The 23,308-nt window shown below is 40.9% G+C and carries 16 protein-coding genes; 15 read left to right on the forward strand and 1 reads right to left on the reverse strand.

The annotated features are described in order from the left end of the window. The first annotated feature begins 19 nt into the window (after window positions 1–19). The 15 genes from PSI22_RS14800 to PSI22_RS14870 all read left to right on the forward strand — a co-directional run bounded on the left by PSI22_RS14800 (window position 20) and on the right by PSI22_RS14870 (window position 20,475). Entirely contained in the window at window positions 20–1,630 is a 1,611-nt protein-coding gene (locus PSI22_RS14800; RefSeq protein ID WP_273580419.1) for an AMP-binding protein, read from the forward strand. Beyond that, window positions 1,617–3,128 carry an anthranilate synthase component I family protein gene (locus PSI22_RS14805; RefSeq protein WP_273580420.1) on the forward strand — a complete coding sequence of 504 codons (1,512 nt, stop codon included), beginning with the start codon at window positions 1,617–1,619 and terminating at the stop codon, window positions 3,126–3,128. Before PSI22_RS14800 ends, PSI22_RS14805 begins: the two co-directional genes overlap by 14 nt. Window positions 3,129–3,138: 10 nt before the next feature. Then, window positions 3,139–3,735: an anthranilate synthase component II gene (locus PSI22_RS14810; protein WP_273580421.1), complete on the forward strand. Its 597-nt coding sequence runs from the start codon at window positions 3,139–3,141 to the stop codon at window positions 3,733–3,735. Window positions 3,736–3,847: 112 nt separating this feature from the next. Beyond that, window positions 3,848–5,464, forward strand: coding sequence for a class I adenylate-forming enzyme family protein (locus PSI22_RS14815; protein WP_273580422.1), 1,617 nt, complete (start codon window positions 3,848–3,850; stop codon window positions 5,462–5,464). Between the two features lies 1 nt (window position 5,465). Next, window positions 5,466–6,197: an SDR family NAD(P)-dependent oxidoreductase gene (locus PSI22_RS14820; RefSeq protein ID WP_273580423.1), complete on the forward strand. Its 732-nt coding sequence runs from the start codon at window positions 5,466–5,468 to the stop codon at window positions 6,195–6,197. A 34-nt stretch (window positions 6,198–6,231) separates the two neighbouring features. Further along, window positions 6,232–7,593, forward strand: a complete 1,362-nt coding sequence (locus PSI22_RS14825) for an aldehyde dehydrogenase family protein (RefSeq protein WP_273580424.1) — start codon at window positions 6,232–6,234, stop codon at window positions 7,591–7,593. A gap of 45 nt (window positions 7,594–7,638) precedes the next feature. Further along, the gene (locus PSI22_RS14830) at window positions 7,639–8,757 is read left to right on the forward strand and encodes an FAD-dependent monooxygenase (protein WP_273580425.1); all 1,119 of its coding nucleotides are present in this window, start codon (window positions 7,639–7,641) and stop codon (window positions 8,755–8,757) included. Between the two features lie 72 nt (window positions 8,758–8,829). Beyond that, window positions 8,830–9,252, forward strand: coding sequence for a carboxymuconolactone decarboxylase family protein (locus PSI22_RS14835; protein WP_038184744.1), 423 nt, complete (start codon window positions 8,830–8,832; stop codon window positions 9,250–9,252). 112 nt (window positions 9,253–9,364) lie between these two features. Then, window positions 9,365–9,808: a hypothetical protein gene (locus PSI22_RS14840; RefSeq protein WP_038184743.1), complete on the forward strand. Its 444-nt coding sequence runs from the start codon at window positions 9,365–9,367 to the stop codon at window positions 9,806–9,808. Between the two features lie 377 nt (window positions 9,809–10,185). Beyond that, window positions 10,186–10,923, forward strand: coding sequence for an ester cyclase (locus PSI22_RS14845; protein ID WP_273580426.1), 738 nt, complete (start codon window positions 10,186–10,188; stop codon window positions 10,921–10,923). A gap of 364 nt (window positions 10,924–11,287) precedes the next feature. Further along, the gene (gene pyrB, locus PSI22_RS14850) at window positions 11,288–12,229 is read left to right on the forward strand and encodes an aspartate carbamoyltransferase (protein ID WP_238126489.1); all 942 of its coding nucleotides are present in this window, start codon (window positions 11,288–11,290) and stop codon (window positions 12,227–12,229) included. A gap of 614 nt (window positions 12,230–12,843) precedes the next feature. Beyond that, the gene (locus tag PSI22_RS14855; RefSeq protein ID WP_273580427.1) at window positions 12,844–14,154 is read left to right on the forward strand and encodes a DUF4123 domain-containing protein; all 1,311 of its coding nucleotides are present in this window, start codon (window positions 12,844–12,846) and stop codon (window positions 14,152–14,154) included. 56 nt (window positions 14,155–14,210) lie between these two features. Next, complete coding sequence (locus tag PSI22_RS14860) at window positions 14,211–17,603, forward strand: toxin VasX (RefSeq protein WP_370689036.1); 3,393 nt, start codon at window positions 14,211–14,213, stop codon at window positions 17,601–17,603. Further along, window positions 17,604–18,602: a hypothetical protein gene (locus PSI22_RS14865; RefSeq protein ID WP_273580429.1), complete on the forward strand. Its 999-nt coding sequence runs from the start codon at window positions 17,604–17,606 to the stop codon at window positions 18,600–18,602. It abuts the gene before it with no gap. After that, window positions 18,577–20,475: a hypothetical protein gene (locus PSI22_RS14870; protein ID WP_273580430.1), complete on the forward strand. Its 1,899-nt coding sequence runs from the start codon at window positions 18,577–18,579 to the stop codon at window positions 20,473–20,475. The genes PSI22_RS14865 and PSI22_RS14870 overlap by 26 nt, the downstream gene beginning before the upstream one ends. 121 nt (window positions 20,476–20,596) lie before the next feature. Here PSI22_RS14870 and PSI22_RS14875 read toward each other — a convergent pair whose 3' ends face one another. Beyond that, complete coding sequence (locus PSI22_RS14875; protein ID WP_273580431.1) at window positions 20,597–22,915, reverse strand: FdhF/YdeP family oxidoreductase; 2,319 nt, start codon at window positions 22,913–22,915, stop codon at window positions 20,597–20,599. Between the last annotated feature and the right edge of the window lie 393 nt (window positions 22,916–23,308).

A 23,308-nucleotide genomic window follows, 5' to 3' on the forward strand; every position in this document is an offset into this window, starting at 1 on the left:
ATGAAGAAGGTGATTTATTATGTCATTAGTCACATTTCCTACACTTGAAGCTATTGTCGGCACAACTAAATCAGTAAATTTAGCGCAACGATTTGTCATGGAAAACTCGTCTCTTGATAAAGATTGTTTTATCGGGCCAGACGGCTCATTGAGTTATTCCCAGCTTGCATTTTTTGTCCAAAAAAGTGCTTCTGCTATGTCGTTAAAAAAAATAGAAAAAAATACAGCAGTCATCCTCTGTCTTAATGACAGCCGGGAATTAGCTATTATTTTCTTTGCCAGTTTAGCAATTGGAGCGTTACCGGTCGTTATTAACCCGAAATTACCGGCTAATACTCTTAATTACATACTGGGTGAATTTGATACCCCCTTTATTTTCCTCGATGAGGATAATGAAATATCTATCGCACCTGAAGCGAAAGAAAATACTATCCGTATTAAAAGGAGTGCTGATCTTTCGGCATTCTGTGATTGGATGCCTGAAAACACCAATGATAAATGGCATGATTTTTTGGAAAAAACCCATCTTGAGCCTGCTTTCATTCAATATACCTCAGGATCGACTGGAAAACCCAAGGGAGTTATTCACAGCGTGACATCAATTTTGTCTTCCTGTGAACATTTTGCCAAACATCAATTAGGTTTAACTACAACAGACATTATCTATTCAACACCAAAAACATTTTTTGGTTATGGTATGGGAAATACCCTATTTTTCCCGCTATTTATCGGCGCCACTGCAATTATAGATAGCCTTTGGCCTTCAATAACAAGGGTTACGAGTAATATCAAACAATTTCAGCCAACTGTTCTGTTGGCAGGGCCGATGATATTTCGTTTGTTACTTGAAGATGATGAGTTTAAACAAAATTGCCATCTTCGCCTGGTCGTTTCTTCTGGCTCAATGTTACCTGCACCTTTAAAAGAATCCTGGTTTCAGCGGCTCAATATCGTCATACATGATGCATTTGGCGCAACTGAAGCATGCCATGCTTTTGCGACAACTTATGGCCATCCATCTCGTTCGGGCAGCATTGGAAAATTTATTGCCGGGTGTACAGGAAAGATTGTTGATAAAGATGGAAAAGCCGTTCCGGCTGGGGAAACTGGCGTGCTTATGCTGAGTTCAGAATCCTTAGCCCTGGGATATTGGAATAACCATCAAGATACAAATATCAAGTTTTCCAACGGTTGGTATCGCACTGGAGATCTATTTTCGCAAGACGAAGAAGGATTCCTTTATTATCACGGCCGTGAAGATGAACAGTTCAAAGTATTGGGGCGCTGGTTGGTGCCGGTAGAAATAGAAAAACTCGTCCATTCCGCTTTCCCAGAAATTGGTGATGCATTTATGATCCCCTGGATGGATAGCACCCAAGAATGCAGACCTGTTTTATGTCTGAAAACTTCTTCCAGTGAATTTGAAGCCATCAGTCAACAGATAGCCAATTTTATCAGCCACCAAGTGGAAAGTTATAAACATCCCTATGTTTATCTCAATTTAGAACAATTTCCACTGAATGGAAACGGTAAAATTGACCGTAAGTCGATGATCGAAATCGCTCGCCAAAAAATTACTGACGAAAATATGTCTTCTCATCCTCGGAGAATTAATTATGCTCAATCTTAATGAATTTCTTGCCTATGGTGAAGAAGGATATAATTTAGTGCCAGTATGGAAAAATATCAAAAAAACACAGATATCTCCTATTAGCATTTACGAAGCCTTAGCCAACAAAAGCTATAGTTATCTTTTCGAATTATCTGAAAAACATGAGGATAAATATAGGGCAACCTATTCTATTGTTGGGCTTCCATGCCATCAGCGGATCGAAATCAAAGATTATTCAATCAAAGTATTTGACGAAAATAATGCTCCGACTTATATAACAGATATTCCCCCGCTGGATGCCCTGCGGCAAATAATGACAAGCTATCGTGTACCAAAAATTGATCAGTTACCCAATTATGCTGGTGGGTTGTTTGGTTATTTTGGCTTTGAAACCACACGGCTTATCGAGCCTAAGCTCCAAGCCAATACACGTAAAAAAACATTAATTGATTTACCGGACATATTACAAATAGTCAGTCAAGAATTGATCGTTGTAGATCATAGAAATGATCTCATCTATGTCATTGTCCATGCAAAACCCACTGAATCCCAAAATTTTACTGATGCAAATCTAAGAATAAACCAGATTATCAGTGAACTGGAAAAGATCCCCTATCAACAACAGGCTAACTTTAGTCCTTCTACTACCACCGATAGAGCGACTTGGTTCAAGGATATGGAGTCTCATTTTCCACAGCATGACTTTCAAATGGCCGTCAACAAGATCAAGGAGTACATCAAGGCAGGTGATGCCATGCAGGTTGTTTTATCCCAAGCCATGTCACGACCATTAAAAGCCAATGCCATACAGCTTTATCAAGCACTGACCAGTATGACAAACACGCCGTACTGTTATTTGATGAATGTCGAAGATAGCCATGTTGTTGGCGCATCCCCTGAAATGATGGTCTCCCTGCATCAAAACAAATTGATCAGCCATCCGATGGCAGGAACTCGGCATCGTGGCATGAACCAGCAAGAAGATGATGCACTGAAAGCCGAGCTACTTGCAGATAATAAAGAAATTGCCGAACACATTATGCTTGTCGATCTGGCACGCAATGACATTGGACGCGTAGCTAAAACAGGCAGTGTTACGGTCAGTAACCTGTTAAGTGTTGAGTATTTCTCTCACGTTATGCACATTGTGTCGGAAGTATCCGGTGAGAAAATGAATGGTGTTGATGAAATAGACGTCATCAGTAGCACTTTCCCTGCGGGAACACTCAGTGGAGCACCCAAGATCCGAGCACTGGAGATCATCCATGAATTGGAACCCTATGGCAGGGGCATTTATGGTGGTTGCTTAGGTTACATCACTTGGAACGGCGATATTAATCTCGCTATCACTATCCGGACAGGGTTACTTCATCAGGGACAACTGTATGTACAGGCTGGGGCTGGAATTATCGATGCCTCCAGAGCGGAACGTGAGTGGCAAGAAACGATCGAAAAAAATAGCATGATGATGCATGCAGCATATCAAGCAGAGCAATTGTCTTTAGAAATGGTATAGGAAATAAATCATGTATTTCATTATAGATAACTATGACTCCTTTACTTACAATATCGCCCAATATTTGGGTATGCTTGGTATAGAAGTTTTAGTCAAAAAAAATGATCGAATTACCTTAGAATATATAGAACAACATAATCCGACTGGATTAATTATTTCACCCGGACCTTGTACCCCGAATGAAGCAGGAATATCAACACTGGCCATTCAACATTTTGCTGGGAAAATTCCAATTTTAGGTATTTGCCTTGGTCATCAATGTATAGCACAAGAATTTGGTGGGCAAGTTCTCAGAGCCAATAAAGTGTATCATGGTCACACTTCAACAATCACCCATAATGATAGAAACTTATTTGCCAATTTACCCCAAGATATCAAAGTTGGCTGTTATCATTCATTGGTAGTAGATGACTTGCCGGAATGTTTAACAGTGACAGCAAGGTCATGTGATGAATACAATGACATTATGGCACTCAAACATAATGATTTTCCTATATATGGAGTACAATTCCACCCTGAATCTATTCTCTCTGATTTCGGATTGGATATGCTTAAAAATTTCATCACGATAACACAAGAATGGAAGCCGATGAATAGCATACAATAATCCCCACTGGCAATATCAGTAGCTATATATCTGTCATAAATTATATAGCTTCACAAATAATCCTAATGTAGTAAATTATTTTATATATTGATATTCAAGGAGATATTGACCAATGATTACACCAGAAGAAATAAAACAGATTATTAGTTCGGAAAATATTGGTGCCGGTAACTTTATTCACCACCTCAATAACTATTTTAGTGAACGAGGAATGAGCCCAAAAATAACATGTGATGTACCAACATATGATAATCCAGAAGAAGAAAAATCACAGTTTGAAATCAATGATCTTGTTAAGATATCAGATCAATTGTCAGGGGCTTATATTGCGCTAGGCGTCCAAAAACGTGAACCCGTGGCATTATATTTTGATGATACTATTGACTATTTAATTCATTTTATTGCACTGAACAATATAGGCTCGTTCCCTATTTTTGTGAATGGCGATCTCAGTAGTCATATTGCTATGTCGTTTATGCGTAACAGCGGAACAAAATTTATTATTTCAACGGAAGAAAGGATTAACTCACTGGATGATAAATCTACTGACATCCAGTTTATTACTCCCAAAGAACTAAATTTATTAAAAAAACCCATTTCAAGCTATTACCGGCATCATGCAGACGATATTATTCTGTTAGGGCATACTTCCGGCACAACCGGTTTGCCAAAGCCAGTTATTTTTACCCATGAATCTATGTTTCACGGTATTTTGAAAGAAGTCGGTAAGCAACGCGGAAAACAAATATTATCCATGTTCCCGCACTCTCACGGAGCCTCGATGACATTGATCATGTTGACATTGACACGAGGTGCAGCAATACATATTCAATCAAAGAAAACCGCTTTTGACATTTTAGATTCCATTGAACAAATCAAACCTGACACCGTTGCTGCTTTTCCCAAAATATTTGTTGATCTATGCAGGGAAGACCTCGATGACTGGGATCTTGATTCTATTTCCCACTGGGTTTCCACGGGTGACGCGAATCACGAACCCCATATACGAAAGCTGATTTCTTATGGTCATCATTTCGTTGATGGCAAAAAAGAGCGTGGATCTTTTTTCATCGACAATCTTGGCTCTTCAGAATTCGCATTTGCCATGTTCAGAAATATTCATCAACCAAAAACAGAAAGATATGATCGTTGTATTGGAATACCTTTTTCCTGGGTTGATGCTGCCATACTTGATGCAGACGGAAATATTCTCCCCAATAACCAAGTAGGTATGTTGGGCGTTATTTCAAAATCAGTAACCATGGGTTACTGGAATAACCATCTCCTGACCGAGAAAAACCGGGTTAATGGTTATTGGTTAACAGGTGATTTGGTTTACCGTACCAACGACGGTTTCTTTTACCACGTTGATCGTACATCAGATTGGATTAATACTCCCCAAGGGCCACTTTACAGTACCCAATGTGAAGAGTGGCTGTTGAAAAATATTGATAGTATTTTTGATATCAGCATTGTCGCTACTTCCCTGCCCAATGGAGATCAACAAACTACGGCTATCGTCGAGCTGAAAGCAGGATACGAAATTGAGCCGACCACACTGTTACAAAAAATCAACGCCTATCATCAGGAAAAACAATGGCCATTGATCGACAATATTGTTTATCAATCCGCTGACAACGATCTCGGAGTCACAGGGAAAAAACTCAAAAGAAAAATCAGAGATCGTATGCCTGAAGATAATTCAATGGTAACTGAAGAAGGAAATTAATATGAAAACTTGCTTAATTACGGGTGCCAACAGAGGCATCGGATTTGAAATTGCTAAAAAATTGGGCGAACGAGGCCATAAAGTAATACTTTCAGGCCGTGATATACCTGCGCTTGAGCACAGTGTTTTACAATTGACCCAAATGGGAATAACAGCCGATTTGCTTCATTTGGATGTCACAGATCCAGAATCCATAAAATCCGCTGCAAATTTACTGCTCAGTACCAATACAACCCTTGATGTACTGATTAATAATGCTGGCGTTTTTCTGGATTCAATCCAAAAACCCAGCGAAACCTCTCTGGAGGACATCCATAAAAGTCTGACAGTCAATTTGGTTGGCCCTTGGCTCATCACCCAAGCATTTTTACCCCTGCTCTCTCGTTCAGAAGAAGCTCGACTCATTTTCTTATCTACCGATCTTGCCGCTTTATCCCAAGCTGCTGACCCGCATTCAAAATACAACAGAATCGAGGGTCCAGCTTATCGAGCTTCTAAAGCCGCTCTGAACATGCTCGCTTTACAATGGGCGAAAGAATTTCGTGATTCGAAGATTTCTGTCAGTGTATGCAGCCCGGGTTGGTGTAGAACTGACTTAGATAGCCAAATTAGTTCAGAACAGGCACCCAATTCTGCTGCCGAAGGTGCTGATACGGTTGTTTGGCTGGCCTTAGATAAGGGCAGAGAACAACACGGCCATTTTTATTCAGCTCGCCAGACTATTGATTGGTAATGTCCTAAGATAAAAAATGTATGGAGATAACATCATGACAATAAATGAAAATATCGATATCACCGTTCAGCAAACTGAAACAGCGTCCTATATAGACAAATTGGTTGACCAGGGAAAAATCGCCCAAAAAGAATTGGAAAAACAGTCAGATGAAGATATTGATAACGTTCTTCACCATTTGGCAAAAATATTTTCCACTCACTGCCGGGAATGGGCTGAAAAAGAACTTGCTGTGACTCGTATCGGCAATGCCGACGATAAAGAACACAAATTAGCTTTGGTAGTCAACCAAGTATTTAAGGGATTATATGGCACCAAAACCTATGGTCGTCTTGGTGGAACCCAAAGGCTCATTGAATATGCCAGTCCAGTTGGATTACTCTTTGCCGTTGTCCCATTGACAAATCCGATTCCAAACTCGCTTTTCAAGATCATGCTTTCCATCAAAACTCGCAACGCCATCATTTTCAGTTATCCCGGTAAAACTGGCAAATTGGCAAATGAATTTATTGATCTGGTACAACAGGTTCTTACCGAGCACGGATTGCCCGTTTCATTGGTTCAAGTCTGCACGCCTCCAAGCCATGATAAAACCCATATGCTGATGCAGCACCCCGGCGTAGACATGATCCTTGCGACAGGAGGAAGAAATCTGGTACATGCGGCTTACAGTTCTGGTAAACCCGCATTTGGCGTGGGGCCTGGCAATGTCCCTGTCTATATCAGCCGTTCCGCTCACATTCAGAAAGCCGCCGCCAATATTGTTAATGGAAAGATATATGATAATGGCATCGTTTGCGGTTCAGAAAGCAACCTCATAGTACATCCTGCGAGCAAAAATGACCTGATCTCGGCTCTGGAAGCCAATGGAGCGGCAATCTTGACAAGCAGCGAAGTTGAGCAAACTATCCAGGCGTTATTTAACCCGGAAACCCAGTACTTAAGCCGTGAAAATATTGGTGTCTGCGCGGCATCTTTAGCTGCTAAAGCCAACATTTCACGCCCTTATCCCATTAAATTGCTTGTTATACCCGCCGAAATAGGCAGGCATGATTTTCTCAGCAATGAAAAAATGGCGCCAGTACTTACTCTCTATACTGCTGATGAAGAAAATGGGATTTCTCTTGCCTATTCGTTGATTTGTAACGAAGGCGCGGGGCATACGGCTGTAATACACAGCGAAGATCCAGATGAAATTCATCAATTCTCAACCGTTATGCCTGCCGGACGCATTTTGGTGAATACATCAGCAACACAGGGCATGCTCGGGGAAACAACTGAACTACCTGTGTCATTCATGCAAGGCAGTGGGACTTTTGGCCACAATCATTCAACCGATCCGATCATCTGGAAGCACTTAGTGAATATCAAGCGTGTCGCATACGGCCTACACTGATTTTGCTAATACTTGCGAATTTACGTAATTTGGGAAGTAGATATAATGAAGATACAGTGTATTGGTGCAGGCCCCGCAGGGTTAGTATTTTCCATTCTGGCAAAAATGCAGGATCATAACCGTGATGTCGTTGTATACGAACGTAATTTATCAAACGTTACAACGGGTTGGGGGCTTGTACTTTCTGAGCCGATGTTACAGCAATTAGCCAATATCGATCCCAGTATTGTTGAACAGCTCAGACCTCATATTTCAACATTAAACCATATTGATATTCATATTAAAGAAAAAACTTACCGTTCATCTGGATACCAATTCCTTGCGATCAGTCGGTTAGAAATGATCAATACCCTTAGGAAAAAGGCACTGGATCTGGGTATCAAGATTAATTACGACTCTTCATTGAATGCTGAAGATCTTATTAACTTTCCCGCTGATTTGACTGTTATTAGTGATGGCGCCAACAGTAAGATAAGGCATCAGTTAAAAGATGAATTCGACACTGACATTGATGAAGGAAAGAACCTATACTTATGGTTAGGAACTTCACATCTATTTAACGATACCTTTAACTTTATTTTCGAGCAGACAGAAACAGGTTGGTTTTGGGCACATTGTTACAAATTTGAGAATGATCATTCTACATTTGTTGTCGAATGTACTCATGAAACTTGGGCAAAAACAGGATTTGCACACATGGATGAGAAACAAACCATTGCATTTCTTGAAAAGGTCTTTCACCGGCATTTATGCGGCCATCCATTGCAAATCAATGATACGTGCCGTGAAAAAGCTTATTGGCGGCGCTTTGTTACACCGATCAGCAAACACTGGTCTCACGATAAAAAAGTTTTATTGGGAAATGCAGCGCATTCCGCCCACTTTTCCATTGGTTCTGGGACTAAGCTAGCAATAGGTGATGCCATTGCACTGGCAGAAAATCTGAAATCAAGCAATAAACTGGATTCAGCCTGCTTTACAGATTATCAGCACAATCGTCAAGATGAATCATCTAATTTACATATTGCAGCACAAAATTCTCAATCTTGGTTTGAAAATGTTGAATCATTAATTGAAAATGACCCATTAGAATTTTCTATATCTTTGCTCTTGAGGAGTGGTAGACTATCACGCGATGAACTCACCATAAACCTGTTAGAATAAGGTTTTCAAAGAATCAGATTTATATTTTATTCATCTTTTTATATCAATTGAAATAGTAAATGGGAGTCACCAATGAATTACGCAAAAATTTCACCTAAAATAATGAACCCTCTGTATAAATGTTATGATGAAATACAGAAATGTGAATTAGACCAATCACTTATTCTTTTGGTTGAAATGCGAACCTCACAAATTAACGGCTGTGCCTACTGTTGTAGACTCCATGCAGAAATGGGGCGTAAACTAGGTATTGAGGAAGAAAAGCTGGATAAGTTACCCGGTTGGTTCAACTCCCGTATTTACAATCAAAAAGAAGTACTGGCACTGGAATGGTGTGAAGCATTAACCATTGGTCTTAGGGACAAAGATCTTAATGATCTTAGAGAACGTCTTGAAGAATTATTTTCAGAAAAAGAACTTGTTGATCTGACCTCAGCCATATCAGTAATGAATGCCTTAAACAGAATGGCAATAAGTATCGGTGATAACAACTAATAAACTATAGTTCTTTTGATAAAGATAGTTGCTTGATTGATCTGTTGAATAATATGTTTCCTGGATTATTCCTTCCAGGAAACACTATAATCATAAAATTCAGGAGAAGCCTATGTTAAACGGAACTCAATTAAGATACGCAGCTTTAATCGCACGTTATTCACTTGCGATTGCATATTTGGTCGCAGTGGCTGACAGACTTGGTTTATGTGGTGAATATGGTGATCCACAGATTACGTGGGGTAATTTCACGGTATTCCTTGGTGTTGTTAAGCATTTGAACCCTTGGGCACCCGATTTTATGATCCCTATTTTTGGTTGGGGAGTCACTATTCTTGAAGTTGCTCTGCCCATATTCCTAATAATAGGTTTTAAAATCAAAGAAACCGCTTTAGTGAGCGCAGCCTTGTTGTTAATTTTTGCTGTTACAATGACAACGACTGGCTTACTTAAAAGCGTGTTTGACTATAGCGTTTTATCTGCATTTTCCTGTTCACTTCTACTCTACTGTTTTGAAAAATTCAGAGTGAGTGAAGATAAAAAGCAATTAAATTAATTTTTCTTAGCATACGTCAGAGCAACATCGACTTCCTATGGTATTGATTATATAAATCAGTACCATTCTACTAATGTTAATTTCACTCAAAGAAATCATTTCTATAAGTTTTAATTTCAATTAGTTATTATGATATAAATCAACACGTCAGTATTGATTTTTGAATACCCAATATAACAAAAAACATTAAATAACATTAATATTCAAAAAGATACACATCATACCATAATTAATCAAACCCTATTATTTATATTTCATGAAATTATTACATCTTGACATTACGCATATGAATTACTTTAATAAACCAAATTGGTTAATTTAATTCACAATTAAATAAATTAAAAATAAACATAACAAATAATGAAAGAGTAAAATTTATGATTTTTAATCAAAAAGAAATAAATATAATCCAAGCTAGAGATTTTATGAATGAAATTTGGGTTTCAAAAAAAACAACAAATATTTCAAGACAGATGATACAAAAAGATACAATTATCAAAAGCCCTATTGGAACTTATGTTGGAGTTGAATCTTTTATAGCACTGTTGAAAATTTGGTACAGAGCTTTTCCTAATTTGGTATATAAAGAAAATAACCTTTATACCCATAATAAAAATATTATTATTGACTGGGAAGCAGAAGGAAAACATCTTGGTGAATTTTATTCAATTTCTGCGACAGGTAAACAGGTTACTTGCCAGGGAACAACTGAAATTGTTATGAACGATGGAAAAATTATCGATTACCATACAAAAATAAATATTCAAAATATTATTACACAACTTATAGGCTTACCCTGCTCTCCAACACTTGATATAAGAAATATCGAAATATATAAATTAATTAATCAGATATTAGGATATCAGTTATCTTGCAGACAAATAGAATGCCTCTCTCTTTCTACTCTGAATACATCAATTAAAGATATAGCAAGATTATTATCTATAGAAAGTAATACTGTGAAAACGCACTTAAAAAGAGCTTTCGAAATCATCGGTATTAGCAATAAAAAAATGCTTATGGAATTCGTTATTGAATGCCAAGCGATTGAAATTCTGGTTCGACTTGGCTTATTTTTAAGAGTCCAAACAAAAAGAAATAATTATTTCGAATAATGGAACACCAGAGAGGGACTCAACCCGAATTGAAACCATTATCCATCTGTTCCGAGTGGCAATGACTAGGTTGTATCCCTCAATCACCCGCCTTCTCCATATCACGCAGAATAAAAATTTCTTCCGGCAAACCTTGCGATGAATGCTATCGTGAGTATAATGCGCGACGATTTGCTGGGAGAAAACATGACATACTGCACCACACACGATGTTACAAAGCATCAAGCTAACGAAAAACTGCCTGCTGGCAGCTTGGGCGTATTATTTTTCCCATTGCAAAACCGATCATTGAAAAAGCCCCTCAAATGAGGGGCTTTTTTTTGCCTGGACAGGTAGGGCTATGAGTAAAAAGAGGAACGTAAACATGGCTAATCCGTTATATCGCAAGCATATCATTTCAATTAATGATCTGAGCCGCACGGATCTGGAATTGGTATTGCAGACGGCAGCAGCATTGAAAGCCAATCCACAGACTGAATTACTGAAACACAAGGTGATCGCAAGCTGCTTTTTTGAAGCCTCTACACGCACCCGCCTCTCTTTTGAAACGGCCATTCAGCGACTCGGTGCTTCCGTTGTCGGCTTTGCTGACAGCAACAATACTTCCTTGGGTAAAAAAGGGGAAACACTGGCCGATACCATTTCTATCATCAGCCAGTATGCCGACGCGATTGTGATGCGCCATCCACAGGAAGGTGCCGCTCGTCTTGCTTCTGAATTTTCCGGCCATATTCCTGTCATTAACGCCGGTGATGGTGCAAACCAACACCCAACTCAAACTCTGCTCGATCTGTTCACCATCCAAGAAACCCAACACAAGCTGGATAACCTTAAAATTGCTATGGTCGGTGACTTGAAATATGGCCGGACTGTCCACTCGTTGACGCAGGCACTGGCAAAATTCAGCGGCAACCATTTCTGCTTTATTGCCCCAGATGCCTTAGCCATGCCAAGCTATATCCTGCATATGCTGGATAAGAAGCAGGTCAGTTACAGCATTCACCATAACTTTGAAGATGTCATGCCTGAACTGGATATCCTGTATATGACCCGCGTACAGAAAGAGCGTCTTGACCCTTCCGAGTACGCCAATATCAAAGCTCAGTTCGTACTGCACGCCGCTGATCTGGTTAATGTCAAAGAGAACTTGAAAGTGCTGCATCCACTGCCACGTATCGATGAAATCACCGTAGATGTGGATAAAACTCCTTATGCCTACTATTTCCAGCAGGCAGGTAACGGCATTTTCGCCCGCCAGGCATTGCTGGCGCTGGTATTGAATGAAAATGTCGAAATATCGGCATGATGAAATAATTAATTAAAAAGAATATCTGGTTATTAATATTACGATTGAGGGAAATATCCTTTGATCGTAATATTATTTATTCCTTAATCTACATATCAGCAAATAATTTAAATTATTATCCATAAATAATATCCTATTCAATAATCTATTTCGTTATTACTTATCAAGATTATTTTTATAAAAAATATAACTTATCGTTATAATTTTAAACCCAACAATAAATTTCAAATAGACGTGTATTTGAAAGGTTTTTCTTGTTTTAACCTGCCTTTAAATTGGAGTATGATCTCCTCCTTCGATAATTTTATCGATTTAACATTATATTAACAATGAATATTTATTGGAACTGCGTAGTCTTATTGAGGGAATATAATAGAAAATATTTACCGAGGACAATCATTCTATCTGCAATAATGTTGATGGATTTACAATCCGATATTTCCGTTTGTTCTCCGCCTGTTCCACTCAATAGTGATAACAATAATTGTTATGGATATTTATTAAACACTGTTTATTTATATCTTATTTATCCACATAAGAATGAATAAATAAAAATCATCTTTGAAATATCCAAACATTTTGGCTGAAAATTAACAAACTGACGATATTACATCATGTACAGGCAAAAAGACTATCATCAAAAGTATGAACATATCTGGGTTACAGATTTTTCATACAGCTATCATAGTTCAGGATCGCAGCAACCACAGTGTTACTGTGCTCAGGCATTGATTCAGGCCAACAGCCAGCATCAAGCAATAGAACAATTATCTGACTATATGCTAAATACATTGCGGGCGGATGAAGGCCAATATGAGAAAATCCTTCCTTTTCTGCACTATTTAGACAGTACAGAACGGCTTGAAAAAGACTTAATCCAGAACAGCAATAACCTCAGCGAAGTGCAGCCCATCATCATATTGAATGCACTGGATATCAGCGAATCGTTACCGATTGATACCGGAGAGCTGGCAATTATACCGTATCCCTGCACTCCCTTTACCGGTGAGAACGACTTCAACCGACATTGGATCAGCGCGGATACGTATGCTTTGTTGTATCAGCAAAGCCAAAATAACAAAAAATATGCCCACTGCTATCTCGTGATAGATGCCGGTGTTTACCATAAACACGCCGGCCACTTTATTGTGCCTTCACTAATGGTATCCGGCCTGCCTTATCGTTGTCTTTTCAAGGGAGAAACCCAGATCGCCCTTGAAGATGCAGCACCTTATCTCATTGAGCTGACAGGCCATGAGAATATCGGATTTTTGCGAGATATCTTCATCACCCATTACACGCCGGATATTGGCATTTTTATCCATAGCGATAGTACATTTGATGAGCTGTATAACCATCTGCGTAAATATCCCTACCTGAAGCAAGAACGCAGCCAAAATTGGGTGTTTTTCCGGTTCTACTACCCTCCGACACTGGATTTGACCTTAAAAGGTCTATCCCGTGGTGCGCTGGCTTCCTTTATGCGACACATCGGTGCTCTCTACGCCTTCGGTCATGAAAATAACATGATGAAAGCTGCTGTGGCGGAAAGCCTCAGAGCAACCAAACTTGAAACGGTGACAATCAACGACAGGATGAACCGCAATTATGAGCGATATATGGAGCAGAAGTTCTTCCATAAGGTTTCGGTATTTATTAAAGAGAATATCCAACAGCAAAACCAGGTTCCTGAAGAACAACTGTCGGCCTTTATTATCAAACATGCCAATTACGCTTACCTGCACGGTTTCACGCTGGAACTGACTGGGCTTTATTATATTATGGCGAAGTCTGTCACCGTCAAAAACGAAGCCCTCTGGAACCACTCGCTGAACACTGTCTTGTCTGAACCTTCCAATCAGGAAGCGCGCGCTTACAAACTTCTCAAGGAATGCTTTACCCCAACAACACGGAGCCAGCCATGACAACTTCAATGCAAGACTTGACGACAAATGCAGATCATTCGCTATCCCGGCTTGAGATGGGGAGTCCCCTTTCTCCATGCGACTCTAATATTAAGCCGCTCTACCCTGTCCGCTATGCCTATGTGAACTTTTTCGGTGAAAATCTGGTGAAACCAGAAGCTCCTCCCGATATTCACACCTTAATGTCCGCCACGTCTCTGGAAGAAAGTAAAGGTTATGCTGCCCGTTTGATGCGTCCCGGCTGGATTTACATTAAAGAAGAAGGCGATATGAAGCATCGCCCCAGTGGAACATCATATTTTCATATTTTTAAATATGATGTTCCAAAAGATTCCGGGAATAATGGCGAAAGCCCGCGAATCGAGCGTTTCAGGAAGTTTATATACCGCAACAGAAAAAATGCCCGTGATGGTGTGGAACCCGAGCCCGGCCTACGTGGAGAAGGATATCCTTTTCTGTTTGTATCGAAAGATGTTTCCAAAATCAGCATTGCCTACAGTGAACACCTTTGGCATCCCGATGTGATTGCCCGCATGGACAGCGATGAAACGCTGCGGCAAAAAACCATGCAGTTCATTAACCTGGATGACGATAAACAGACACATGCCATTGAAGCTACGGAAGCCAACTTCACTAGGCTGATTCAGGACTACAAGATTCGCAAAGAGCAGTTTGCGACGGCTAAAGCCAAAATCGATGCCAAGAACTTTGAAGAGTTGGATTTAGAATCCATCAGGATTGATGAGCTGACGACACAGTTATCCTATGAAATGGATGCGGAAAATATTGCGAAAGAGATCCGCAGTAAATTGTGCTATCAGGAAAAAGCACGGATTGTGATCCTGCATGATCCCGTTGGGCGGCAGAAAGAGATTTTGGAGGCGCATGATATTCTGGAGATATGGCAGCAACATAATGCACGTCTTAACCTCTATCCATTAACTATTGGGCTGTATGTTGATGCTCTTATCTACTCTAACAAAAATCCGATAAAACGACGTTCCATTCGGGATGCCCTTAATATGGGCGCAGTGAAAAAACACTGGCCATCGATAAAAAGAGAAAATCGAGCGTTTGAAAAACGACAGGATAATTTCATTAGTTTATTCAAAGCATTTGCCAGTGATCCCACCGTTACTGATCAAGTCGGTAGCCTTGATAACTATTTCCGACATTTCTTTTCTGTCCATGAGGATAAAGAGATGTTACAGGAAAACGATATTCAGGAAATTTATACTTTTGTTGGTCTTATCTCTGATATTTTCAATGGATTACAAATGTCCATTGCATCAGAAAAAATGCTGGAAGAGTTGATTTCACTGACGGCCGAAAAACCGGCTACACTAAAAAATCTCCTTGATACGGTGGCAGCCCTCTCTGGTGGTGTATATGACCCAAATAAACAAGTGAACTCGAAAAGAAACGCTGCAATTATTACAGCCACTGACAAAACCTCTCCTCAATACAGCACCAATGCTTGGGAAATTGCGGCAACAGGTATGGTGAAGATCATTACCCATAGTGAAAGTGAAGCTATTGCCTCCAAACTCTATCAAGATTCCAAAGACTTGATTAAGAAATCCAAACGGTGGGTGGATGATAATACTTTGAAAATAGGGATATATGTATCGGATAAATTTTTTGAGCTATTTGGCAGAATTCTCGGTAAGGCCGTCGCACTAATGGAGACGGGTGCAATCAAGCTAAAAGGCCCTTTGACCCATTTAAGTGATGAAGCTATTCGCTTAATTGCCAACAAAATTGTGCCTGCTTTATTGAAGCCATTCGGTTTTGTTATTGACTACCGCGCAGGACTCCCGATAAACAGTGACCATTTTCAATATATCCTGTACCGATTTGATAAAATGGCAAACAATAAAGCTCGGAATTCTCCCAGTGGCAAGCCACAGGGTATGCCAAAATACCATCCTGTATTCAAAAAGTTAAATCGCTCACAATCTCTTTTCGATAAAAAGCAGCAGAGTGTCGCGGCGCTTGGAAATGAAACAGAGGGATTTGAAAATGCGGTCAAAAACGCAGGGAATGCAGCAATAAAAGCAGGGCATAGGGTATCTGACCAAGTCAAAATAACGGCAAAACAAACCAATATAGGTATTAAACTTGCCGTGATACGCATTAAGGAAGGCTTTAATACCTCTCTCGATTTTCTCAAAATCGGTACTCACAACACTGCAATTTTAATGAAGAAAACAGCTCCCGGCCTTAGTCTGTTTCTCAATGTCAACACAGCCACTTCTGTCGTTATACAGTCTAAATTCAGTCAAAATAACCCGTTGGATCAACACAGCTATTCTTATGATATTGTTAAATTCACCACAGCCCTTATTTCATTGACTGCGGACTTGTTATTAATCACATCAAAAGTCACTAAGTACGCCCCCAAATATCTACCCAAGGCTTCTCCAGCGTTGCTCAATAGATTCGAAGGAGTCGCAACCACATTAAATGACGCACTGGCAAACAAAGCGGTAAAAATAAGTCTTGGTTTGGTAAATATTATAGGAGCCTATGTTTCTTTTATTGACGGTCGCAAAGCTGAATCTATCAGTAACAAAGGTGCAGCATACAGCAACTATGCGGTAGGGCTGGGCAGCGCGGCATTAGGTACTGTTAGCGTAGGTATTGCAGCTGGTATCGATGCGACAGTAATAGGATCGGTTTTGATAGCAGGGATGGCTTTTATGGGGTGGCTATTAATTATTGGCGGTATCATTGGCCTGATATGGTTCAATCGTTCTGATATGCAGAATTTGATCTGTAACTGCTTTTGGGGAAATGGGGACAAATATCCGTTTTGGGGGAAGACTAGACGTCCATCATTTGCAGAGCAATTAAAACAAGCTAGGAGAATGGATAGTGAAACACAGAATGCCTTTCATGTTGAAAATCAGGAATTTTTAAACCTATTTTTTATGCCCCAATTGACCATTGAACGCAAGCAGGTATATAACAAATCCAGAAGCATTTATACTTTTATCCTACCCGCTTTCCAGCAGGGCAGTTCAGACCTTCAATATGCGTTTTATCAACTTCTTCCTGAAAAACCCGTAAATCAATGGCTCTCAGGTAGTACCGCTCCCGGTGGACTTATTCAACAACATACAGAATTAATTAAAAAGGAACAGAAACGTTATGAGGAGTTGAAATCTCAGGCTGAATATATTGATGGGAAACTATATCTTTATAATGAAGAACTCACAGCAAAATTCCGTGAGGCTCTAAAAAGAGCCGAATCAACAGGCGAAAATGGCAATCTTAAACTCATCATCACAGTTGAAGATAGATATCCTTATCCCAATCAAGAAACGGCGAAATTATTCTGGCATTACATTCCATTCAAAGATACTGCCGTTCCATTACGTTACTTAACAAACAAAAAAATGAATGAAAAACCTATTATAGGATTTAAAGGCACGGAGTTCCGATAAATGAACAGCTCAAACAAACTCACTGAAACCCTTCATGATGTCATACCAACTCCGTTGATCGACCAGCAGGAAACCCTGCTGGCTATGCCGCTGGAGAAGAAAAGTTACGAAGCACTACAAAGCTATCTTCCCCTTAACAGCATTGATGATAAACAATGTACCCTACGTAACATACAACGGCTTGCGCGGATAATAGTATTCTTTCCCCTTCTTATTGGCATATTGTTGGCTTTTCACTACAGTATCGCTGATTTTATTGAGCAGAGAGAGAACGATGAAGCGTATATTCTACGATGGGTGAAACTCGTTCGCGAAGAATATGGAGAAGATTTTCACCTGCGCAACGATCTTCCTGATTATATGGAAAATGCCCGTTTTATTGGTAATGATAAAACAGTTTCTTTCTGGAAATACCTCTATTACCGCTATAACTATTATCATGCCAGTACCCGAATTTTAATTAAGGATTTTTTCCTTTTCGGTTTTTTACTGACCTTTTCTCTCTATCTGATACACAGATGCTTTTTATGGCGACTGCAAGCACCAATATTTATTGACCGAGAGAAACAACTGTTTTTTAGCTGGTACAAAGGCAAAGTCTATGCGGCTCGTTATTCGCAAGTGGGGGTTTCCTATCTGGCTGGCCCCGCTAAAATCGTACAGTTAATGGGACTGGCTATGTATACGCTAGATGGTGATAACGCGCTGGCTCGCCGTGCTTTCCAGATGTGTCTCTCCTATGGCTCTATATGGGGATTTAACACCAAATTCCGGCAGGATGAAGCCCATACCTTTATCGTCAAATACCTGTTGCAAGGGAAGGACGCCGTTGCTGCCACCGATTATAAACGCTTCCCCGCTCTGTTCTTGCGTAGGGATAAAAAACCCGCTGACTTTGATGAGCAACTGGAACACATTCTGGCGGCACTGGATAAGCGCGATAGCGATAATCAGGAAAAAGTCAGAAAAGTTCATGAGCAGCTCAAACAAACTCACTAAAACCCTTCATGGGGTAACACCAACTTCATTGATAGACCAGCAGGAAATCCTGCTGGCAATGCCGCTGGAGAGAAAAAGTCAGGAAGATTTGAAAGGCTATCTGCCATTAAATAGCATTGACGATAACCAATGTACCCTGCGCAACCAACAACGTCTTGCCCGTGCGATACTCGTATTTCCTATGCTGATCGGTATGCTACTTGCCCTTTACGTCAGTGTTCAAAATTTTATTGAATACAGAAAAGGCAACGAAAAATTCATTATGAATATGGTAAAAATATCCAGAGAGGAATTTGGAAATGATTTTTTTCTGCGTGAAAAATTACCGGGGTATGCAGAAAAACTCCGTGCCATAGGTTATGACAATAGTATCTCATTTAAAAAGTACCTGTATTTTCGCTATAATTACTTTGAAAATGGAGTACAAACCCTTATTAACGATATTGTCCATTTTGGCCTATTAATCAGCCTTTCCTTGCTGTTTATCTATCTCTGCTTTTTCTATCCTCTGTCCCCACCCATATTTATTGACCGCAAACGGCAATTGCTTTTCAGTTGGCATCGCGGAAAAGTATACGCCGCACGCTACCCACAGGTAGGCATTTCCCTCTTTGGTAGTACAGGAATAAAAGCTATGGGATTGGCCTTGTATACTCTGAATGGTCACAACTCACTAGCTCGCCGGGCATTCCAGCCTTGTCTTTCCGTTCTCGCTGGCATGATCACGAAAAAACAGCAGGATGAAGTTCTCGCTTTTATCATCAAATACTTGTTACAGGGAAAAGACGCCGTTGCTGCCACCAATTTTACACGTTTCCCAGTCCTATTATGGCGCAGGGATAAAAAACCCGCTGATTTTGATGCGCAATTAACACGTATATTGGCTGCACTCGACGCACATTCGGCAACCAGTGATGACGCCAACCCACTTGCGCACCAGAAACCGCCTTCCACTCTGGTTGAACAACAAGCCTCACTACTGACTCGGCCGATGGAAAGAAAAAACCTGAAGACACTGAAAGCGTTTTCTACCCTGAATAGTATTGATGATAACCAATGTATCCTGCGCAGTACGCGGCCTGGCTTGCGTATCGCTCTATTCCTGTCCTATCTGATGATCAGTTCTCTCATCTTATGGAACGGTATTGACAACTTTAACTCGGTAAAAGGCTGGGAAGAACTGACTGCACGGGGAATGTTGAGCAAAGCTCGTATTCAATATGGTCAGGAATTCCACCTACGCAATGATTTACCAGAATCACTGGAAGAAGAACGCTATCTCGCTAACTTGAATTTTGACAAAAATTATACCCTTCCCTTCTGGGACTACATTGAGTATCACAAAAAATTCAAGCTTAATAATTATTCTATGACTGATATCATCATTTCTTATTTTTTTGGATTTGGCGGTTTAGCCCTGCTGTTTATCCCTCTGCTACTTCATGTCTGTTTCTTCTGGCCTCAACACCAAATTGTGATTGTTCGACATCGGCAACTGATTTATAGCTGGCGTTGGGCGCAGATCTATGCGGCCTATTATCCACAGGTGAAAATCTCAGGTCAGGCAGAACCCTCGGGGTTGACACTCTATGGCGTGACTCCTCGAAAAGAACTGACTTCCCATGATTTTCGGCTGCATGATGCCGATATCTCTTTATGGGGCGTGAAGAACAAAGTGACACAAACTGACATACATGCCTTCATTGTCAAATACCTGATTGAGGGAAAACAAGCGGTCAGTGAAATTGATTTTAAACCTGGCCGTTCTCTGCTTTGGCGTACCAGAAGTCGGCCTTTCGATTTTGATAAACAATTGGCAAGCGTGCTGGAAGCACTGGAAAAACTCAACAGAGAAAATCAGAAAGATAACTGAAGCCCTCTATGATGCAACACCCACTCCACTGATCGACCAGCAGTAACTCACTCTGGCAGTTCTGGACGAATCTGATAACGCCTCCTGATTGGAGGCGTATTTTCCATTGAGCTACAAAGAGTTATACAAGGCGCTGAAGTTCCGCTTCACCCATCTCAGTCAGAGAGAATTTAACCGGCACAGATTTAGATGTTGGTGTGCCCGTGCCATCACCGATGCTATCCATCGGCACTAATGGATTGGTTTCTGGGTAATAGGCCGCCAAGTTGCCGCGTGGAATGGTATAAGGAACCAGCTTAAAACCATACACTTTGCGCTCAATACCATCATTCCATACCGTCTCGATATCAACCCGATCTCCCGCTTGATACCCCAATAAAGCAATATCTTCTGGATTCATAAAGAGCACTTCTCGCTGACCATAAACCCCACGATAGCGGTCGTCCAAGCCATAAATAGTGGTGTTGTATTGATCGTGAGAACGCAAGGTTTGCAGAGTAAAAGGAACGTCTGTTTCACCCAGTTGCGGGAAGAGACTTTCCGGCAGTGAAGCATCACTGAACTGCGCCTTTTTATTCGGTGTAGAAAAACGCAGCTCCGCCGCCGCATTGCCAAGGTAGAAACCGCCGGGCTGTTCACATTTTTTATTAAAATCGGCAAACCCCGGAATGGTCGCAGCAATGTGATCGCGGATTTTATTGTAATTCCCTGCTAATTCTAACCAGTTAATCGTTGCTGTATTTCCCACAACCGCATTGGCAATACCCGCAATAATCGCCGTCTCAGAACGTTGAGTCTCAAATAAAGGTTTGTTCAGCCCTTCTGAGGCATGCACCATGCTGAAAGAGTCTTCTACCGTAATAAATTGTGCTCCACTGAGCTGAATATCCTGTTCGGTACGTCCCAGCGCCGGCAAAATAAGCGCCTCTTTTTTACCGGTAACAAGATGACTCCGATTAAGTTTCGTACTGATATGAACAGTAAGATCACAGTGCCGAAGCGCCTCTTCTGTGCGCGGGCTATCTGGCGCAGCCGCCGCAAGGTTTCCTCCCAGAGCGATCAGTACTCTTACTTCATCACGCAGCATAGCACTCAATGCTTTCACAACATGATGGCCGTGGGCGCGAGGGGGTTCGAAACCAAAATGTTCACCCATGCTATCAAGGAAAGCCTTCGTGGGTTGTTCATTAATCCCCATCGTGCGATTCCCCTGCACATTACTGTGACCACGTACCGGACACAGCCCCGCACCGCTTTTACCCAACTGCCCAAACAGCAATTGAAGGTTTGCGATTTCACGGACAGTATCCAAAGAGTGCTTATGTTGAGTTATCCCCATTGCCCAAGTACAGATAACCCGATCCGCATGCTGATAAATGGTGGCCGCCTCACGTAACTGTGCCTGCGTCAGACCGGATTGGTTCTCAATAAATACCCATTCCGTTACAGCAACTTCTTGCAAATAAGCGTCCACACCTTCCGTATGAGTCGAAATAAATTCCAGATCAAAAATACCTGATTTGCCAGCCGCCAGAAATGCGTTGTGAGTTTCTAACAGTGCCTTGACCATTCCCCTGACCACAGCCATATCTCCGCCAAGTTTGGGCTGATAATAACGATGGCTGATAGCGCCTGCCATTGGGGTAATCACTTCGAGTGGCTTTTGTGGATCGGCAAAACGTTCTAAACCCCGTTCGCGTAGGGTATTAAAGGTGACGATCCGTGCGCCGCGTTCAGCCGCATGGCGTAAACTGTGTAGCATCCGTGGGTGGTTTGTACCGGGATTCTGACCGAAAACGAAGATGGCATCGGCATGATCAAAATCATCCAGCCGAATGGTTCCCTTACCCACACCTAAACTTTTCAGCAGGCCATAACCACTGGCTTCATGGCACATATTTGAGCAATCTGGAAAGTTATTCGTTCCCAACACGCGGCCAAACAACTGATAAAGCCATGACGCCTCATTACTGGCTCGGCCGGATGTATACAGCTCTAGCTGATTAGGGTTTTCCATCGCCTTAATGTGTTTGGCTATCAAGGTAAAAGCATTATCCCAGCTAATCGGTTCATAGTGATCCGTCTGATGGTTATAACGCATCGGTTCAACAACCCGCCCCTGATATTCAAGGAAGTAGTCACTCTGTTGGTAGAGTTTACTGACGCTATAAGTCGCAAAAAATGCCCGATCGACATGCCGGCGAGTCGCCTCCCAAGTCATTGCCTTAGCCCCGTTCTCACAGAAACTGAACAGGCTTTTGTTGTCATCTCCCCACGCGCATCCCGGGCAATCAAAGCCTTTGGCTTTGTTCATGCGCATCAGGTTAACCATATTTTTTAAGGCTTGTTTACTATCAAAAACAAAACGTGTTGTTGCCTCTAGTGAACCCCAACCCCCCGCAGCGGAGTGATAAGGTTCTATTTTTGATTTGAATTTCATAAAGATCTCTATTTTTTAACCTAGTGGTCAAAAAATTGGCCACATGTTGGCAGGTGAACCAATAACACCGAGTTGGCTTATTGAAGGATAACCACGGTTTTAATCATAGGAGAGAATCGAGCAGTAATATTCATGATATGGCTCTAATCTAAACAATGGTTTCCTCTTTAATAATGATCCATTGTGATACTTATTCCGTTCTTAGGCAACGGAAAAACCGATCTATTACTATTGAGAGTGCTATGTCAGCTCCTCAAATTAACCAGATTATTTCTATGGGTAACTTTATAGACAACTGTTTTATAACTGACTGCATATTTGGGATAATTTTCGTGATGTTTACGATAACGACTGAGACGTATACAAAATAGATCATATAAAAAATTAACGAAG

It is taken from the genome of Xenorhabdus aichiensis, from assembly GCF_028598775.1.
Taxonomy (GTDB): Bacteria; Pseudomonadota; Gammaproteobacteria; order Enterobacterales; family Enterobacteriaceae; genus Xenorhabdus; species Xenorhabdus bovienii.

Bases quoted from the DNA above. Each gene is read 5' to 3' on its own strand.
- PSI22_RS14800 (WP_273580419.1), top strand. From the start codon at position 20: ATGTCATTAGTCACATTTCCTACACTTGAAGCTATTGTCGGCACAACT.
- PSI22_RS14805 (WP_273580420.1), top strand. From the start codon at position 1,617: ATGCTCAATCTTAATGAATTTCTTGCCTATGGTGAAGAAGGATATAAT.
- PSI22_RS14810 (WP_273580421.1), top strand. From the start codon at position 3,139: ATGTATTTCATTATAGATAACTATGACTCCTTTACTTACAATATCGCC.
- PSI22_RS14815 (WP_273580422.1), top strand. From the start codon at position 3,848: ATGATTACACCAGAAGAAATAAAACAGATTATTAGTTCGGAAAATATT.
- PSI22_RS14820 (WP_273580423.1), top strand. From the start codon at position 5,466: ATGAAAACTTGCTTAATTACGGGTGCCAACAGAGGCATCGGATTTGAA.
- PSI22_RS14825 (WP_273580424.1), top strand. From the start codon at position 6,232: ATGACAATAAATGAAAATATCGATATCACCGTTCAGCAAACTGAAACA.
- PSI22_RS14830 (WP_273580425.1), top strand. From the start codon at position 7,639: ATGAAGATACAGTGTATTGGTGCAGGCCCCGCAGGGTTAGTATTTTCC.
- PSI22_RS14835 (WP_038184744.1), top strand. From the start codon at position 8,830: ATGAATTACGCAAAAATTTCACCTAAAATAATGAACCCTCTGTATAAA.
- PSI22_RS14840 (WP_038184743.1), top strand. From the start codon at position 9,365: ATGTTAAACGGAACTCAATTAAGATACGCAGCTTTAATCGCACGTTAT.
- PSI22_RS14845 (WP_273580426.1), top strand. From the start codon at position 10,186: ATGATTTTTAATCAAAAAGAAATAAATATAATCCAAGCTAGAGATTTT.
- pyrB (WP_238126489.1), top strand. From the start codon at position 11,288: ATGGCTAATCCGTTATATCGCAAGCATATCATTTCAATTAATGATCTG.
- PSI22_RS14855 (WP_273580427.1), top strand. From the start codon at position 12,844: ATGTACAGGCAAAAAGACTATCATCAAAAGTATGAACATATCTGGGTT.
- PSI22_RS14860 (WP_370689036.1), top strand. From the start codon at position 14,211: ATGGGGAGTCCCCTTTCTCCATGCGACTCTAATATTAAGCCGCTCTAC.
- PSI22_RS14865 (WP_273580429.1), top strand. From the start codon at position 17,604: ATGAACAGCTCAAACAAACTCACTGAAACCCTTCATGATGTCATACCA.
- PSI22_RS14870 (WP_273580430.1), top strand. From the start codon at position 18,577: ATGAGCAGCTCAAACAAACTCACTAAAACCCTTCATGGGGTAACACCA.
- PSI22_RS14875 (WP_273580431.1), bottom strand. From the start codon at position 22,915: ATGAAATTCAAATCAAAAATAGAACCTTATCACTCCGCTGCGGGGGGT.